The following is a 19,448-nucleotide window of genomic DNA, read 5'->3' on the forward strand; positions in this document are numbered from 1 at the left end:
CTAGTTTTACTAATCAATCGCAAATTTATAGGCTTGCGTACTCTAGCGCTCTAAGCAGAATCACTACCGACTCGGCTCTTGTTGCCGTTTGATTCGGAGCGAACTTGTTGCCGCCGATGCCTTGAATGAGCCCATTCTCAACAGCCGCTGCAACCGCTGATTTCGCCCATGCAGGGATCTCTTCGTCATCCGCAAATACAGTGGATGCCCCTGTGTTGTTGGCTAAACCAAACGCGTTCACGATCATCGTCACCATCTCCGTGCGGCTGATCTTCGCATTCGGTCTGAAGCTGCCATCGGAGTAGCCGTTCACGATTCCAGCTTCCACAGCTTGAGCGATGCCTTGCTTCGCCCACTCGCCGATGCCTGCCTCATCGTTAAACTCCAGCGCGGCTCCGTTTCCTTGCAAGTTCAGCATGCGAGCCAGCATCACTGCAAACTCGGCGCGGGTAACCTCGCTCTGCGGCTTGAATGTGCCGTCAGCATAGCCACTAATAATCCCCTTAGCCGCTGCAAGTTTAATGCTTGCTTCCGCCCAGTGGCCTGGAATGTCACTAAATTCGACTTCAGCGTCCTCTTCAGGCTTCGTTTCCTCATCTTCTATTACCGGAGCACTTACATGTACAACGCAGGTTGCAGTTATATTTCCATCTGTCGTTGTTACTGTAATGATGGCTGTGCCGCTGCCTTTTGCTACAACTCTACCTGTACTATCGACAATTGCAACATCTTCGTTGCTGGATTTCCATGTCACCTGCATATTATCAGCATTATTTGGCCAAATAGCTGCTGTCAGACGAGATTCATCGCCAATAATCAGCTCCAATGTCTGCTTATCAAGGCTTACACCTGTAACATGTGTAACTTTATGTTCTAGTTGTGGTATTTTTGCAGCTATAAATCTTGCTACAGCAACTTTTAAGCTTACAGTTGCATGATCGATGTCTTCCTGAGTCCGTGCATCTACTTTGGCAGTTAATGCAGCTGTTATTGCGGCTTCCAGCGCATCTTTCGCACTTTGCGGATACTGTCCAGGATTTGTTCCGATTCCTGCCATGTCTCTTGAATCTGTAGCAATTTTTATTTGATTATCCAATTCCGTTGTATCAACTGTCTCTGATGGTGCACTTACCGTTACAACAGAGGTTGCCGTTTTATTGCCATCCTCAGTTGTCACTGTAATTACAGCTGTACCTTCTGCAATTGCTGTAACCTTACCAGTGTGATCAACTGCTGCAATTCCATCATCGCTTGATGTCCATGTTACATTCTTATTAGCTGCTTCTGATGGAGTAATCGTCGCTGTTAATTGGAATACAGCGCCAACGACTAATTGAAGCGTTTCTCTATCAAGGCTCACTTCCTCGACTTTAACATTCGGATCCACTATTAGTGCAGCCTTAAAGCTTTCTACTGCGACTTTCAAGTCCTCCACTGCACGATCAATCTCTTCTTGGGTCTGTGCATCCACTTTGGCAGTTAATGCAGCTGTTATTGCAGCTTCCAACGCATCGATTGCCTCTTGTGGATACTGCCCAGCTTCTGTACCAACCTCTGCATGATCCAGTAGTTCCTCGGCTGCTTCTATTTCACTTTCCAATGCCGTTGTATCAACTGTCTCTGATGGTGCACTTACCGTTACAACAGAGGCTGCCGTTTTATTGCCATCCTCAGTTGTCACTGTAATCACAGCTATACCCTCTGCAATTGCTGTAACCTTACCGGTATGATCAACTGCTGCAATTCCATCATCGCTTGATGTCCATATTACATTCTTATTAGCTGCTTCTGATGGAGTAATCGTCGCTGTTAATTGGTAAGCATCGCCAATGTTTAATTGAAGCGTTTCTCTATCAAGGCTTACTTCCTCGACTTTAACATTCGGATCCACTATTAGTGCAGCCTTAAAGCTTTCTACTGCGACTTTCAAGTTTTCCACTGCACGATCAATCTCTTCTTGAGTCTGTGCATCCACTTTGGTAGTTAATGCAGCTGTTATTGCAGCTTCCAATGCATCGAGTGCCTCTTGTGGATACTGCCCAGCTTCTGTACCAACCTCTGCATGATCCAGTAGTTCCTCGGCTGCTTCGATTTCACTTTCCAATGCAGATGTATCAATTAGTTGTAATTGAGTGCTTGGATTTGACGGAAGACTTTCATCACTAAGCCTGTTTAATGCAGTCACAACATATAGACTTGATGGTTTTCCTGTATTATCCGTAAAGCTGTGCAGATCCGTCTCACTCTTACGAACTTTAGCAATCAATTTAACAGGATTGTCAATGTTTACAGCCTCATCATCTTCAAATCGATAAACTGCGTAGTATGCTGTGTTATCATCATTATCCTGCCAACGAATTGTATTGCTTCCCTCTTCATATGCTGCACTTACAATTACCGGAGCTTCAGGTGCAACTCCACCCTTCCACGGCATTGCCGGCACAAGAGCTTTATTTGCCCATAAGTCATTCTTTATAAGTGATGCAGCAGAATTCGCATTAGGTGAATTAGCATTAAATGAGTTATACGTAAAGATCATCGTACCGTCTATATTTGGATTTGCAGCATTAAACTTAAGCTGACGTGCAATTTCCTGATCCCCAACACCCAGCGTAGTCCAATATTTATCAGTAGCTGATTCCTTAGGATCTAGCCAGTACAAACCTACGCCAATATATAGCTGTGTTTGTACATGAGGGTTGTTTTCAATCAAGTCTGACCACCATGATGACACAACGCCATACCCTGCAGCTGAATTAGCAAATGTCCAGTACACCTGTGGAGTAATATAATCGATTATTCCTTCTAGAACCCACTTCTTCGTATCTGCATAAGCACGGTCATAGTTTGGTATTCCTGCCGAAGTTTCGGAACCATCCGGATGCCCGTCTTTCATATTGCCCCATACACCTGCTGGGCTAATCCCAAATTTAACCCACGGCTTTGCTGCATTTATTTTTTCATGCAGATTTTTAACCAGTGTATAGGTGTTATTTCTACGCCAATCCTCAATTTTCGGAAACTGAGCTTTGTCAGCATAGGTATCATATGTGCTCTGATCACTATATCCGGCATCAAAACCGCCATTGCTGCCAACATAGAAATAATCGTCAAAGTGTATGCCGTCTATATCGTAATTCATTACGATTTCCATCACAGCATCTTCAACATATTGCGCAGCTTCTGGAATTCCTGGGTCAAGGACAAAGCGGTTTGTGCCCACCTTTATCCATTCCGGATGCTTCGCATAGATACTATCAGGAACCTTGCTCAACATTTCAGCTACTGCATCTAAATCCTTTAGAGGATTTCCTGATTCATCCTTATACATTGCCGCTGGCATGGAAACACGGTATGGGTTAGCCCATGCATGCAGTTCAAGATTTCTCTTGTGTGCTTCTTCAATTGCAAACTGCAGCGGGTCATATCCCGGATCAACATCCTGCTTCCCTGTTAGCCAATATGACCATGGTGCAAGCTCTGATTTATAAAATGCATCTGATGTCGGCCTTACCTGGAACATAACTGCATTCGCGCCTGTGTCTGCTAAATCATCAAGAATTTTTATAAGGTCTGCTTTTTGCACCGCCATACGAGCTTCTGTATCTTCAATCTCCCATGATTCTGTTGACGGCCAGTCAATATTCACAACAGTGCTTATCCAAGCAGCTCGCATCTCACGTTTATTTACCGGCGTTACCTCTGGAACATTATACTTATCCCATGGTGCTGCTATTCGTGCTGCAAGATACTTTGTTACTTCTGTATTTAATGTTGTTACAGCAGCATCAATCGCATCCTGCTCAGCACGAATATCGTCTAAAACGATTTGTGCTGCTGAGATGGCATTTGCAACTGCTGTTCTTGCACTTTCTGGATATTGTCCTCCAAGTGTCCCTACTACTGTTGAATTAACCTTAGCCTGAGCATCTGCTATAGCCTCAATCAGTTCAGTTTTATCAACATTTAATGGAACCATTGTCTCCTCAAAAGCGTTAATTGCAGCATTGAGATCGTTTAATATAAGATCAATATCTGTCTGGGTTTCTGCCTCAGCTTTACCATTTGTTGCAGCTGCTATTGCCAATGCCAGATCATCAATTGATTTTTGTGGATATTGTCCAGGTTCTGTTCCTGCATTTGCAACATCATGCAGAGCAATTGCCTTTGCCATGGCAGTATCCAAATCAGTTGTTACTAGAGGTGGAACCACCATTGCGTCAAAATCAGTAACAGCTTGTGCTAATGCAGTTTTTGCCCCCTCAACATCTCCTTGTGTTGCATCCACATTGTCATATACGATGTTTGCTGCATCTAATGCAGCTTGCAGCGCTTCCTTAGCTCCGCTTTGATATTGTCCTGGCAATGCTCCTTCAACTGCAGCATCATGCTTTGCCTTTGCGGCATCTATCGCAGCTTTTAAACCCGGTTTATCTATTAGCGGAATTTGTGATGACTTAAACGTATCAACTGCCTCATTTAGTGCTTCTGCTGCAAGATCAACATCTGACTGTTCTGTGCTGCTTACCATTGATTGTGCGGCAATGAGAGCAGCATTCAAATTAGCTATTGAGCCAATAGGGTACTGACCTCCCTGTGTACCTTCCTCTGCACCAAGAAGCAGAGAATTTGCAGTTGCAATAGCTCCGATTAGTGCTGTTTTATTTAATGTTGCAGCCGGAGTAATATTATAAATCGCAGTAAGATCGTCAATGTAGATCGTACTGTTTACTCTACCACTATCAGAAATTTCAACTAATCCAGGCATAATGTTTAATAAAAGACCAGTTGATGCATTAAAAGTTGCTGATGGTATCTCATAGGTTACAAAATTCCAGCCTGATTTCATCACTGAATTGGATGGTAAGAAATTGGCAGTAGTGGCTGAAGTACCGTCTGCCTTTCTTATTTCTGCACGTAAGCTGAATATCGTCTCATCATTACCATACAGCCAAAAACCAATTTTGTTTGGTGTATTGTCTCCAGTAAATTTTAATTTTGGGTTAGGGTAGGATGCGCCTTTTACATAAGCACTAGCTGTACCAGTCGTTCCCGCAAAATTATAGTCAATCTTGAATGATCGATCTCCGTTTTTCACATAATCAGGATCATTGGTATATGAAATCGTAGGCTTAGTGCTTCCTCCATCATTAATCCAGTCAATCATGCTTTTTCCGCTGCCATGATCTTCATAATCCTCTATGATCTCATGTCGCTCGCTTACAATCTCCGCAGCAATATATGCATCAACTGCTGAGTTAAGCAAATCGGTAGCATGATAAACATCTGCCATAACGGCCGCAGGATTGTTCATAACACTAGCTGCAGCATCAATAGCAGCCTTAAGGCCCTCGCGCTCTGATAAAGGATATTGACCGTTGCCTGTACCAGCAGTTGTGCTGTCATAGAGGCTCTGTGCAGCTGTAATGGCCTCACTTATTTCTGCTGTATCCATTGTTTCACTTCCATAAACAGCCACAAGATCATCTATATAAATTGTGCTGTCGACCTTATCATTGGTTGAAGTGGCAACAATACCTGGCATAAGTGTTATAGTAAGGCCCGTCGTTTGATAAGCGGGATCCACAGGGTACTCAAGGTACTTCCATCCACTAAAATCCAGTGCACCAAATATGTCTTGATTTTTATTAGCGGAGCCTGCCGTAATTCCTGAACGGAATTCTGCCCTTAGCGTATACGTTTTAACATTATTTCCATATACATAGAAACCTATCTTTTGCGGTACTTCCCCGGGGTTAAACACAATGCCCGTACCTTGGTTCGGACGAACATAGGCGCTTGCAGTACCTGCAACTTTGGATAACTTATAGTCAACCTTCAAAGAACTATTTCCACTATGCTTTATAGCGGTATCATAGGACAAAGTTGGTGGTGTGCTGCTGACGCTGTCGCCTGTCCACTTAATCATGCTTTGGGCAGCGCTACCGTTAACAACCCCATTTTCAAAGTCATCCAGCACGATAACTGCAGCAACTTCAACGGTAGCTGTAACAGTAGTGGATGTACCGTTTATTGTCCCTGTAACAGTAAATCTGCGAGTTGATGAGCTCTCAGCTGGATCCACAGTTGGCCAGGTTATTAAAACAGTGTCTGTTGTATCATCATCATAGGTTACATTAACGGTAGCTGGAAGCTTTGGTGCTACGCCAATACCTGTCTTTACATATACTGGTTCAATGCTAACTATGTTTACAGCGCTTTCAACAGTTACCGCAGCTTCTACCTTCTTAGCGGCACCTGCCACCGTACCCTCTACGGTAAACGTATGAATACTAGCGTAGTTTTCTGCCGGAATATCGTCCCATACTACTGCTACACTTTCGTTTGTACCATCAGAGTATGTGGCATTTACAGTAGTAGGAAGGATTGGAGGTATTCCTACCCGAGTATTAACAGCTATCGGTTCATATAAAGTAATTTCCGGATAAACAATATAATTGCCTTCTGCTTTTAATGAAGTTCCCTCTACTGTTCCCTTTATGCCCTTCACACTTGGATTTCTAAATTCACCGAAAGGTGCAGCATCTTGATAATCTGCAGGATCTGGCGTTTCCCATGTAACAGGAAGTGACGAAACGGTATTATCTGTATAAATCACATCAACGGTAGCTGGAAATACCGGAGCTGTCTTTTCTTCTGTTTTTACAATAACAGGATTAATATATTTTATAGTTGGTGCAACAACTGAAACACGTGCGGTTACAGTCATTTCTGTTAGTGTTCCGTTAGTATTAATAATTGTCCCGGTTACATCAAAGCTATTTCCGGCAGTGGAATAAAGATTAGGGTCAGTTATTTCGTCCCATTTTACCATCATATTAGCCGGAGAACCTGATGTCATGTTAACCTTTACGGATGCCGGAAGAACCGGGGCTGTGCCAACTGCAGTAGTAATGTCTGCATCGATCGCACTAACCGGTGTCGGTGCATTTGGCGTGCTCTCATTATGGAGGCGGTCAAGTGCAGTGACAACATATTGTACCTTGCTTGGATCTGATATAGATGTGTCGATATAGCTTGTTATGTCATTACCGTCACGATCAACAATCTTACCAATAACTGCAATAATTTTTGTTGAATCTGATGTATCAAGATTTTCATCCTGAGCAAATCTATAAATTGCATAATATTCTGTGCTGCCTGTTTCATCATTAGATGTCCATGTAACCTGTGTAACACCATCTACAGCCTCGGCAGTAACGTCTGTGGGCATCGCTGGAGCAACACTGCTCTTCCAGGTTGATCTTGGAGCTATAGCCTTATTGGCCCAGACGGTTCTTACTCCATTTTCTACAGCTTCCTTTTTATAAGCTCCTGTACCTGGAACAATATTTCTACTCTGGTATAGGAATGAACCATCGATCCCGCGGCCCGTGATATCGCTTACATAATTTGTATTCAGCTGAATCTCTCTAATAATCTCATCCTTGGCATAGGGATCCAAAAATGCTGTTTCGGTTGGATTGGCTGTATCATTTACCCTATACAATCCCATACCCATATACAGCTTTGTATTAGGATTTGTGAGGTGATCCGCCCACCATGAAGCTATTACACCGTAAGGTGCCACATCACGGCCAAAGGGCCAGTAAACCTGCGGGGTCAAGTAGTCAATTAATCCTTCATTTCCCCATCTTAATGTATCTGCAAAAGCTCTATCATAGTTTGGTCCACCGCCAGCAGTTGGAGAACCGTTAACATGGCCATCTTTAATATTGCCCCACATACCAGCAGGGCTAATTCCAAACTGGACCCAAGGTTTTGCTGAACGAATTTCTTGGGAAAGAGTGCTAATTAGCGTATATGTATTATTTCTGCGCCAATCTCCTCTATCTGTAAAACCACCCTTATACTTTTCAAATGTAGCTGTGTCATCATAATCAAACGCTTTTCCTTCATGGTAGAAATAGTCATCGAAATGAACGCCGTCAATATCATACTTATTAACAACTTCCATAACGGAATCTACTATCCACTCTTGAGCTTCAGGTATACCTGGATCTACGACATACACACCATCATAGGCTCTTTTAATCCATTCAGGATGAGTGTTGAAAATACTCTTTGGCAGTGCCTTAAGTTGATCAACCATGGCATCATTTACTGCAGTGGCAGCACGATATGGATTAAACCATGCATGCAGCTCTATGCCACGCTTGTGTGCTTCATCTATTGCATATTGAAGCGGATCATAGCCTGGATCACCGCCTGGTGTCCCTGTCATAACTGTAGACCAAGGAACTAGATCAGATTCATAAAGCGCATCGGAAGATGGGCGAACCTGAAACATAACTGCATTCAAATTGCTTGCAGCTGCCGCATCCAAAATATCACTTAGTTCCTGCTTTTGCTTTTCCATTCTCGCTACAGGATCAGAGATAGCTAATGATGCTGAGGATGGCCAGTCTGAGTTGTAAACGGTTACAATCCAAGTCGCACGCATATCTTCCTTCTTAGAAACATCCGAGTTTAAGTACTGTTGATATGGTGTCCATGCATCTGGATCTGGAGGAGTAACTGCCGCTGAAACATGAATTGCAGGTAACATGGATGCTAGCATAACGACGATAAGCATCATGCTGCACAATGCTTTACTACGCACAAATATTCGTTTCATTTTCACTGCCCCTTTTATTATTTTTAGTATTCCGCTCCAAGCCACTGAACAGTTTCGACTTTTTTCCGTCCCTCCCTATAGAGTAATTTTTTCTCCCTGTTTTCTCTTTGTTTATCAGGCTCTCAACTTCGACAGCTTAAATTCGTACAGTATGATCTAACTGAATATTAAACAATTTCCATTATTTCGTCAATAAATTTCACAAACATATTTTATTATGAAATTTTATTTCGAAATAAAATTGTAAAATAACAAAGATAAATGTCGTTTAGGCATGTCAGATATGGACGGTATGATGTAATAGGGGGTGAAGTCCCTCAAAGATCGATAATTAAAAATCCATAGAATATAATAGCCTTTCCTCCTCTGAGATTTATGGTGTTTTGCTAGAATGAGTTCAGATCGTATTGATTTAACTATACGGATTAAAAACAAAAAAAGTTGTTCCCCATGGTTAATAGGGAACAACGTTTACAAAATTTATATATTATTTAGGTTTTAATTTGGATTTAATTTGTACCAATATGGTCTACGATCCTTAGAAGTAAGGTTACCGCTTCAGCTCTAGTCGAGTTACTGCTTGGAGCAAACTTATTTTGACCCTTCCCTTTAACTATACCCATTTCCGTACCTGCTGCAATCGCTGGGTAAGCCCAAGCGGGAATTTGGTCTGCATCATTATAGGCTAGCGCTGGACTCACTTCCATCTCATCTTCGTACCCTATCGCGCGCATCACCATCACTGTGATCTCAGAACGTGTAATCCACTGAGAAGGTCTAAACGTTTCGTCACCGTAGCCTTTTACCAAGCCGGCTGCAACAGATTGTGATACGTGAGCTTTTGCGAACTGTGGAATTTGTGCATCATCCTTAAACGTATGATCTTGATCAGAGGAAGCTGTCAATGCTAGTGCACGTGAAAGCATAGTAATGAATTCTGCTCGAGTAACCTCTTTGTCTGGAGCGAATCTCCCATCTGGGTAGCCCTTCACCCATCCCTTCTCGGTTGCTCTGCTAATGTTTCCCTCTGCCCAGTGACCTGCCGTATCTATATAGCTCGTCGTCGATATACTAAGCTTCGATATCAGAGCTGGCTCAGAGGTGATGCTGCTGCCGTCATTGTCAACCAGCTTGACGCGCGTTAATTGAACGGAAGCATCTCCCTTTCCGATGGCCTCGAAGCGCAATGTAGCTAAGTGCATATCCCCGTTTTCACCGACGGCATTGCCCACCTTAGAATGTGCAAATATAATGCTCCCATCTTCAACAATCGGTGGGACCGTGAAGCCCTCCCAAGCTGTAGATGCTTTACGGAACTCTAGCATATTAGGATCATAGGATAGACGAAGCTCATATCCATAAACGTTCTTCGCGCTATGGCCTTCGACCGTAACTATTACTTCATCTCCAACATTTGCTTCATTGATGGAGGTAGTTAATATAAAGGATGGCTTGTCCTCTGCATACGCCATAATCGGCATCATCGCAAATAACAGAAGCATGGACAGCAGCAACGGGATTTTTTTTATCTTCAATTGCAATCGTCTCCCTTTTCTTAGAAATGGCTGGGCAAGAAACAGCTCCAAGGGTACCAGCTGCAATAAGCATAGGTGATACCCTTGGACTGCCTTTTAACGATTAATTCATCAGAATAAGACGAGCTAATCCAACTAGATCTTCAATATCGATGGTGCCATCATTATTCAGGTCATACTTCTTCACTTGATCCCAATCTGGGCTGTCGGAAGTTTTGCCGTATGCTTTTGCAAGTAGAGCCAAGTCGCCAACGCTTACTCTGTCGTCGTTGTTGAAGTCACCTGGAACTGTTGGTTTATTGATCTGAACGATATGTGTGTCCCCGTCCACTTCCACCTCTACACCTTCGCCATCGGCTAGTAGTAGCTGTGTCACCTCAATATTGGCAATGCCTGCAGTAGCTTTTGCTGTGAAGCTTAGTTTAATAAGATCTTGATTCGGGTCATTCACGCTATCATTCAAGTGAATACCTAGAATGCGAATTGATCCCTCCTGCTCATCCGTCTCTACGATGACAAACTTGTCAGCATCTACCGATACTACATCTCCGTTAAGCTCTAGTTTGTCAGCATCGTACTCGATTGTTATGTCTTGTGCATACACCTCTTGATTCAAGCCTTGCAGACCGTAGATTACATCAAAATCTTGACCCGTTTGCACAGCTTCTGGGCCAGATAGCTTTGCAGAGCTCGTTGCAACAGAGCCGACTGTTACAGTAGCGGTTGCTTTCTCCACCATACCTTCAATCGTACCCTCTACTACAAATACACCTGGTGCACTATAAAGCTGTGGATCAATCGCATTCCACACAACTGAACGCTCTTCCGTAACAACGCCATCAGCGCTGCGATTGACTTCGACAGCCACCGCTGCAGGTAATACTGGAGCAACTCCTGCATCTGTATTAACCTCTACATCAGCAATTCCTTTAATTTTGCTATTTGAGAACAACCAGTCGATAAGCATGCCACGCTCCGGATGCACGTATTCGTTGTAAACCGGTAGCCAAACAGCATGCCCGTCAAATCTATGGCCATTATAAGGAGGATCATTCAATTGATTAAAAGGAATAATCGTCAACAAGGAGTCGTTCCAATAAGGTGAATACGTTCTGTCTGTATTGACGACAGAGTTGTATAGGAAATCTTCTTCATCAACGAAGGTCCACAGCGGCAGATTAGCAACCTTCATTGCATTGTCCACGCTGCCAGGACCACCAGCAGGGCAGAGAGGCGCTGCTGCTGCTGCGACATCAGGGTATGTTTGTAGGAAGGTCCAAGTGGAGCCTCCGCCCATAGAGAAGCCAGTAATATAGATCCGGTTTGGATCGACCTTGCCGTCCTCAATCATCCCATCAATGATAGCTTTTACTTTGTGCATGCTTGAAACCGTGGTTGCGTTGCGAGGCGCTAGAACATGAGTTGGATACTTCTCTTGATTTTCAGGGTTAGCCCATACTGTACCACCATTACTGAATCTTATCGGCGTATAGATATCGTTCCCCTGTCCGCCCCCATGGAAGAAAACGACTAGAGGCAGCGGACCGTCAGCCTCCTCATTAAGGAAATAGCTGTAATCTAGCCCATCATGGTTTGCATATTGGTATTGGTCTAGAACAGGGCTCACTACATCTGTCTGCACCAATGCTTCAGGTACAATTGAAGTACCATCAACGTACTCAATCTGTGTTCCTTTATAAGTAACCGTGTATTGTAAATCAAAGGTATAACCACCGTCATTTGTCGCTCCGCCATCGCCGAAGCCGTTATCATTAAAATCAATAACAATATAACGGCCCGTATCAGATGGATTCTCGGAATCATTGACCTGACTTGTATATACATCCATAATTTCGCGTGTATCGTCATATGCCACGAAGCTTGGATCGACCTTTCTTGTAGCTTTTACATGGACGTCAAAATCTGAAGCAGAAATCGAGGAACCGCTTACATCTTTTCCCGCATCTATAATGACGGCATCCGTACGTTCAATAAACGCAAAGTTCTTGTTGAGTAAAATAAACGGCAGCGTGTTTTCATCCGATGTCGTCTCTGATGCAAAAGCCGTAGGTATGCAGAATACCAGAGCCAATAGAGTCAGATAAATCGTTACGAACCTCTTCTTAAACATGTTCACATCATTACTCCCTTCAACTTTAACGTTTTAGCTTCTGTACATAAACTACATTCACAATACCGTTAAAACCATCTCCTTTGTCTTATTCTATGTGCTATTTCGTTTTAGCATAAATTGAGTTTAACAAATTCATTTTGAAAAAACTGTAGTTTAGTGGCTGTCCAATCTTGACTATTTTTCATTGAAAACGTACTTATTTTCGTTAATCATGTCACGTAATCGAAGGTGACAATGTTGTAAGCTACAACATTGCAATATTGACACCTAGATCACACGACTAACCAAATCAATCAACGATACAATGAACTTACATTCAAAGCTATGCGTTACGCTAATTAGAGAGGAAGGTATATATGAAAAAACTACGATATGTCAAAGATGAAGGCATGAATAAGAAACGATGGTTAAGAGGTGGAGTTGCTATCTGTCTATCAGCCGCTGTACTTTCAGGCTGTGCCACAGGACAAGATAAACAAGGTAGCCAAAAGGATCTCGCAAATTCACTTAAAGTAATGTATAGCGGTAGTGAGGATTACTTTTATCAGGAGTTCGGCATGTTATTTAGCGCGGTGTATCCTAATATTGAGCTTGAAGTTGTCAATACACTGTCTCTAGAAAATACGTTACTCGATCAATACAATCAAGATATGAACAAAGCACTCGATGCGTTTATTGAGCAAGAGCAGCCTGATGTGGTATTACTTGATCCGACTACGATCACTTCGTTGATTGAAAACGGTAAGCTATATAATCTGGATACATATGTCGCTGAGGAAAGCTATAATGTGGGTGGATTTAACCCTGGTCTGCATGATTATATGAAGGATATTGGCGGAGGCCAAGTGTACGCAATCCCTTCCACCTTCCGCTCTCAGGCTTTATTCTATAACAAGGATTTGTTTGACCAATACGGCGTTCCTTATCCAACGGACCAGATGACGTGGGATGAGATCGTTGCCCTCGCCAATCATTTTCCAACAGATGGAGCTCCAAGTGATCGCATATATGGACTGGAAATGGCCTGGAGTAAGGAATTAACTGAGGTTGTTAACGTGTTGGCTACTGCAGAGGGACTTAATTATTTTAATAGCGACACGATGCAAATGTCTATTGATACGCCAGCTTGGGAATCTATTGTAGAGCAAAGCAATCAAGTGCTTACTTCGGATGCTATATTCTATTATGACTACATCTATAGTGGTGATTACGAAGCTAGTTCCGAGTCTTCACTTGGAGACCCTTTCCTTGAAGGAAGGCTTGCTATGAAGCTTGAAAGCAACTATTACATTGATACCATTGAGATTGCACAGAATAACGCTCAGGATCCTGAAGACATTGTTCAGCAGTGGGACATGGTAACCGCTCCTGTCGGATTGCAAAATCCCGATTCAACAGGCTATTCGATGTTCTATAATTTATTTGCCATCAATGCTGCCTCAACGAATAAAGAAGCTGCTTGGACATTTATTTCTTACATTACTGGCGATGAATTTGCTCGTGTGCAATCTAAACAAAGCTACGGAAATATTCCTTTGCGTGCTCAGTATTTCGATAAAGGTGACGGTCGTAACTACGCTGCTTTTTACAAGCTGAAGCCGATCAACAATGTACCGGCCTATCATCAAGTACCTCAGCGCTTCGTCTACGAATTTCCTAGCATGCTGCAGCAGGAATTTGCGAGCATAAGTGATGGTCAATTGACGATAGAGCACGCTTTATCTGAGCTCCAAATCAAAGGAAACGAATTGCTTGCTACCGAGATAATGTCGCAAGAAGAGCTGAAGCTTTATTTGCAAGAGCAACAGGATGTTCTCGGTCCCGGTGTTATTACCAGATAGAGATAGACGCTCGTAAAGCCGTGAAATCTTTTGTAGTTAGTAAAGTAAGGGCCGCTCAATATCGCTAGTGATGACTAACGATTGAGCGGTCCCTTTATGTATCTACTCATTAATTTTCAAACTGCATCTATTTACAAAGGATGATCCTCCATGCTAATATATATCGTGTACGATATAATCGTAAGCGATTCAATTGCAGGCGATTAAAAATATAACATTAACATTCTCAATGAAGCACCAATTCATGCGTATTATTTATTATTTCACTGGAGGGATATAATGATGACAACTGTACATGATTTCACAGTAACGAAAACAAATGGTGAAAAGAAAGCATTGAAGGATTACGCTGGAAAGGTTATTCTAATCGTAAACACGGCGAGCAAGTGTGGCCTCACCCCGCAATTCGCTGGACTTCAAAAGCTATATGAACAGTACAACGACCAAGGTCTTGAAATTCTTGGCTTTCCCTGTGATCAATTTAATAATCAAGAATTTGATTCCATCGAAGAAACTACTGAGTTTTGTCAGGTAAACTATGGCGTCACATTCCCTATGTTCGCGAAGATCGATGTTAATGGCGAGCAAGAAGACCCGCTATTTACATTTTTGAAGGATCAACAAAAAGGACTGTTATCTAAGCAAGTAAAGTGGAACTTCACAAAGTTTCTAGTAGATCAACAAGGGAATGTAGTCGAGCGCTTTGCCCCAACCACAGAGCCTGAAAAAATCGAACAAAAAATAAAACAATTGCTCTAGGAGATAAATGGACATATGGATGATTTTCTTACTTTAGATAAGCAGCTCTGCTTTGCCATATACGAGACCTCTAGTCAATTTTCAAAATTATATAGCACCGTCTTAGCAGACTTTGAGCTCACCTATCCGCAATACCTCGTGCTACTGGCTTTGTGGGAAAAGGATGGCATTGGCGTAACAGCAATAGGTGAGAAGATCAATCTCGGAACAGGTACGCTCACGCCAATCCTCTCTCGCATGGAGAAAAGCGGTTGGCTTAGAAAGGAACGCTCTAAGGAGGACGAGCGCAAAGTACTTGTCCATCTGGAAGCTAAAGCATACGAGCAGAAGCAAAGCATCACCAAGGCCGTGCAGGAAAGAATCATTAACTGCAATATATCCATTGATGAATATGTGCAGCTGATGACACAGCTGCAGCAATTACAGAAAAAGCTTGAGCAGGCTAAGCAGTAGTAAAGCTCAAGTGAAAAAAAGAGAGTCAGTCCCCCCGCTATTGTGGAGGAGACTGGCTCTCTTTTATTTGTTACGGATAAGACTTAAAAAATTCTCTTGTAAACTCAAGAAAAATCTGAAAGCTACCGTCCGTATAATCTTCATTATAAGCGATATAGGTATCACGATAAGGAAATGGATTATGCACTAGCGGTACAGCGATGAGCTCTCCAAGTTCTATATCCTTTTGAGTGTAGAGGTTTGGCAAAAACGTAATGCCATGTCCTTCCTTCACTAAGCTTTTAATCAGCTCACTATGATTAATTTCGATCGGGTGAAGCACACGGGCATTGTAAGGGTGAAGAGAGTTTTCAATCAATTCACGAAAAAACGTACCTTGAGGGTATGTTATGACTTGCTCCTCACATGCCTCATGTATATCAATATACTCGTGCCTACTAAAGCGATGGTTAGGAGACACTAGCACTTGAACAGCATCTTGATGAATCAATTCATACTGCAAATTAGCATCACTCGAGCGATGGCGTGTTAAGCCAAACGAAACCTTTCGTTCTCTTATATTATGAATAACAACCTCGGAGGGCTGCGCGTTAATATTAATGTGAAAGTGGGGATGCAGCTTAAGAAACTGCCCCAGCAAATGAGGTAGCACGTATTGAGCTAAAGCAAATGATACTCCGAATGAAAGCATACCAGAGATGCCTTTGCTGGCAAATTCAATCTGCTTCTTCCCTTTATTCACTGCATCATAAATTTGTCTCGCGTAAGGAAGAAATAGCTTTCCTGCTGACGTTAGCATGATTCCTTTTGAACTACGATAAATCAACATTTCCCCTAATTCATCCTCTAATTGCTTAATACGATGGGTCAATGTAGGCTGTGGGACGAATATTTCCTGCGATGCCTTAGAAAAGCTGTTGTGACGTAGCACTTCTAGAAACGCTTCAATTTGTAAATCATTCACCTCAATCACCTCTTACACGTTATGTCATATTAATTTACATATAAAAGCATTTACATTCGAAATTTGAATAAGTCCATTCAAGAATCACGCTTGTTATGTTACTAGTTATACTATAACATACTAATTAACCGGCCGGATACATCAAAATAAGCTTAATTAACGTTAGTTTATATAACATTAAACTCACTTGAGTGTAGCTTATAGTTTGGAAGTGTCAATATGAATAAAAATAGTAGGCTATTCTGGGCAGGGACTTACGCAGCAACCTTATACTGGTTCTTATCAGAAATGTTTACACCAATGTTGTCTCTCTACGTATCGGGATTAAATTTTTCGATTATTCAAATTTCTATCATTTTTGCTGCTCAAACCTTTGTTCCTTTTCTGTTTACTATCCAGATTGGCTACATCGCCGACAGAATCGGTCAGCAAAATATGCTTGTCCTAGGTGCAGCCTTTATGATCTTAGGAAGCTTGCTGTTACTGTTCTATGATAGTTTTTTCATATTCATAATCGTTCAAACACTCGTCGGAATCGGTCATATCGCCGTCTGGCTTTCAAGCCAAACCATCGTTACCTTCGTTGGTGGTGGATCTCGTGAAAAGGCCATTGCGAGGATGTCTTTCTTTACCGCATTCGGACAATTAGCAGGTCCTCTGTTTGGCAGTTTGATTTACGGAGCTTTTAATTTCACTTTTGTATTTATTAGCTACATGGCTCTCTCCTTTGCTTTATTAGCCGTCTTTCTTATCATGCCGAAGAATGCGAAGGAACCATCAGACACTACACCTTCAAGTGCTGGCGATACAAGTAATGTGAATTCAAGTGCTGCGAATACAACCACTGCGAATGTAAGCATTACGCAGGAAGAGAAGCCCCGCTTCTCCTTTATTGGAAGCTACAAGGTAGGAGGTCAACTCTATCTAAGCAATAGCGGCATTCAAGCTGCGACGATGATCAGCTTTAGTCTTGCATTTATACTGTTTATCCGTGTTACGTATCTACCTATCTATCTAAAGGAGCTAAGTTATACTCCAGATCAAATTAGCTTGCTCATTGCGTTATGGTCTCTTGCCTCCATTATTATAAGACCGTTTGCTGCACGATTAATTGAAGGGTACGGAAGAACGCGGACGACAGGCGCAGCTTTATTGATTAGCTTGGTCGGGTTACTGGGATTCACCATACTCCCCAATCAAATGGGCATCATCCTCTCTATTATATTCGTGGGTATCGGTACTGGGTTAAACCAACCTTTAGCCATCTCGTTACTATCAAAATCAACTAGTAAACAAAATCGCGGCTTAGGAATGGGCTTGCGACTCATGTCTAATCGAATGGCAAATTGGGTATGTCCACTAGCTCTTGGTGCTACTAGTCAAATTGTCGGTCTAACCTTATCATTTGCCGTCGTTACTTTGCCTTTAGCTCTCGTCAGTCTCTATTCAATGAAGCTTCTAGGTAAATTAAAGGATCCTCAAGTGAACTATACAAAGGAGTGAGAAGAAATGGTCAAAACGGAATCATTTATTAAGATTAACGATGTAACAGTAAATTTCAGCAATAACAAAAACGTTCATACGGTACTCAATCATATGAACCTATCGATCGAAGAAGGTGAGTTCGTCTGTGTCCTTGGACCAAGTGGCTGTGGGAAAACAACCCTGCTGAATTGTATTGCTGGATTTCAAAAGTATGAGGGTAAGATTCTGCTGCAGGATCAGCTTGTGAGCAAGCCTGGTAAAGAGCGTGGCGTAATGTTTCAAGAATATGCGTTATTCCCTTGGTTCACCGTCGAGCAGAATGTTGCGTTTGGACTTAAGATGAGTGGCATGAACAAGCAGCAATACCTTGAGTTGGCCCGCTCCTTTATTCGTATGGTTGGGCTCGAGGGCTTTGAAAAGCACTATCCTAGTAGACTTTCTGGAGGAATGAAGCAACGTGTCAGCCTCGCAAGAGTTCTGGCGAATAACCCTTCCATTCTGCTCATGGATGAACCATTCGCTGCACTTGATGAACAAACAAGACAGCATATGCAAAGTGAGCTTCTAAAAATATGGGAGCAAAATAAAATCACTTGCCTGTTCATCACACACAGTATTCATGAAGCCATCTACTTGGCAGATCGAATTATTGTTCTTATGCCTAATCCAGGACGCGTCGCCCTAGATATAAAGGTTGATCTACCGAGAATTCGTGACAGAAACGATGATCGTATGTTTCATTATCAAAAGCTCATTAGTGCAATTTTAGAAGGGGAGGTTGCCTAGTATGGGAGTCGTTAACCAAAAAGGAGTCATAACATCTACACTTGTTCAGCAACGAACGAACAAATTATCATTCGGAGTTCCAGCGCTAAAGAACATCAGCATCAAATCAATCGGTATTCTTGCCGCCATTGCTCTATGGGCATTCGTATCCGCCTTGGGGATATTCTCAACCTCGCTATTGCCTAGTCCATGGACTGTTTTCAGCTCATTCCTGAGGCTCATTCAGAATGGCGTACTAATCGATCATACCCTCTCTAGTCTTGGACGGGTGTTCTCCGGCTTCTTTCTAGCTATCGCCATCGCTGTTCCAACGGGACTTGTGCTAGGCATGTGGGACAATGTTCGTAAAGCCGTTGATCCCGTAATTGAGGTGCTGCGACCTATTCCCCCCATCGCGATCATTCCATTAGCGATTCTATGGTTCGGTATCGGTGAATCCTCGAAGATCTTCATCATTACGTACGCAGCATTTTTCCCTATCGTGCTTAATGTTATGGGAGGTATTCAGCAGGTAGATCCCGTTCATATTAAAGCAGCTAAAACTTTAGGAGCCAATAGCTTGCAGATTTTCTACTATGTTGTTCTGCGATCTGCTATTCCCAATATCATTATCGGTATGCGAGCTGGTGTAAGTATGGCTTTTATCTCATTAGTTGCTGCTGAGCTCATTGCCTCTAACGCAGGATTAGGCTTCCTCATTCAAGAGGCAAGATACCTATTCAAGACGGATGAAGTCATGGTTGGCATGATTACGATTGGATTAGTAGGCTTCGCTATTAATCGAATACTGCTTAGTGCAGAAAAGGCATTGGTTCGTTGGAAGTAAAAATAAATAGAAAAGTGGAGGAACTTA

At 42.5% G+C, this 19,448-nt stretch carries 10 protein-coding genes; 6 read left to right on the plus strand and 4 right to left on the minus strand.

Annotated elements, in window-relative coordinates:
• Window positions 1-25: 25 nt before the first annotated feature.
• The 3 genes from NSQ99_RS18245 to NSQ99_RS18255 form a co-directional block, all read right to left on the minus strand.
• Window positions 26-8,638 (minus strand): family 10 glycosylhydrolase, encoded by an 8,613-nt coding sequence (locus NSQ99_RS18245; protein ID WP_340838341.1) that lies wholly within the window; start codon window positions 8,636-8,638, stop codon window positions 26-28.
• Window positions 8,639-9,147: 509 nt separating this feature from the next.
• A complete protein-coding gene (locus NSQ99_RS18250; protein ID WP_340838342.1) occupies window positions 9,148-10,173 on the minus strand; it encodes an S-layer homology domain-containing protein in 1,026 nt (341 codons plus the stop codon).
• Between the two features lie 103 nt (window positions 10,174-10,276).
• Entirely contained in the window at window positions 10,277-12,265 is a 1,989-nt protein-coding gene (locus NSQ99_RS18255) for a cohesin domain-containing protein (RefSeq protein ID WP_340838344.1), read from the minus strand.
• A 398-nt stretch (window positions 12,266-12,663) separates the two neighbouring features.
• On the opposite strand from NSQ99_RS18255, the gene NSQ99_RS18260 reads away from it, so the two are divergent.
• The 3 genes from NSQ99_RS18260 to NSQ99_RS18270 all read left to right on the plus strand — a co-directional run bounded on the left by NSQ99_RS18260 (window position 12,664) and on the right by NSQ99_RS18270 (window position 15,360).
• Entirely contained in the window at window positions 12,664-14,148 is a 1,485-nt protein-coding gene (locus NSQ99_RS18260; RefSeq protein WP_340838346.1) for an ABC transporter substrate-binding protein, read from the plus strand.
• Window positions 14,149-14,430: 282 nt separating this feature from the next.
• The gene (locus NSQ99_RS18265; protein WP_251667676.1) at window positions 14,431-14,907 is read left to right on the plus strand and encodes a glutathione peroxidase; all 477 of its coding nucleotides are present in this window, start codon (window positions 14,431-14,433) and stop codon (window positions 14,905-14,907) included.
• Between the two features lie 15 nt (window positions 14,908-14,922).
• A complete protein-coding gene (locus tag NSQ99_RS18270) occupies window positions 14,923-15,360 on the plus strand; it encodes a MarR family winged helix-turn-helix transcriptional regulator (protein WP_251667500.1) in 438 nt (145 codons plus the stop codon).
• Window positions 15,361-15,430: 70 nt separating this feature from the next.
• Here the strand turns inward: NSQ99_RS18270 and NSQ99_RS18275 are convergent, their stop codons facing one another.
• Window positions 15,431-16,324, minus strand: a complete 894-nt coding sequence (locus tag NSQ99_RS18275; protein WP_251667499.1) for a LysR family transcriptional regulator — start codon at window positions 16,322-16,324, stop codon at window positions 15,431-15,433.
• 219 nt (window positions 16,325-16,543) lie between these two features.
• On the opposite strand from NSQ99_RS18275, the gene NSQ99_RS18280 reads away from it, so the two are divergent.
• Genes NSQ99_RS18280 through NSQ99_RS18290 form a run of 3 tightly spaced genes read left to right on the plus strand, consistent with a single transcriptional unit; the run spans window position 16,544 to window position 19,421 of the window.
• Window positions 16,544-17,827 (plus strand): MFS transporter, encoded by a 1,284-nt coding sequence (locus NSQ99_RS18280; RefSeq protein ID WP_251667498.1) that lies wholly within the window; start codon window positions 16,544-16,546, stop codon window positions 17,825-17,827.
• A 6-nt stretch (window positions 17,828-17,833) separates the two neighbouring features.
• The gene (locus tag NSQ99_RS18285; RefSeq protein WP_251667497.1) at window positions 17,834-18,595 is read left to right on the plus strand and encodes an ABC transporter ATP-binding protein; all 762 of its coding nucleotides are present in this window, start codon (window positions 17,834-17,836) and stop codon (window positions 18,593-18,595) included.
• A 1-nt stretch (window position 18,596) separates the two neighbouring features.
• Window positions 18,597-19,421, plus strand: a complete 825-nt coding sequence (locus tag NSQ99_RS18290) for an ABC transporter permease (RefSeq protein ID WP_251667496.1) — start codon at window positions 18,597-18,599, stop codon at window positions 19,419-19,421.
• The last annotated feature ends 27 nt before the right edge of the window (window positions 19,422-19,448 follow it).

The sequence above is a fragment of the Paenibacillus sp. FSL W7-1287 genome (genome assembly GCF_038004245.1).
Classification (GTDB): domain Bacteria; phylum Bacillota; class Bacilli; order Paenibacillales; family Paenibacillaceae; genus Pristimantibacillus; species Pristimantibacillus camelliae.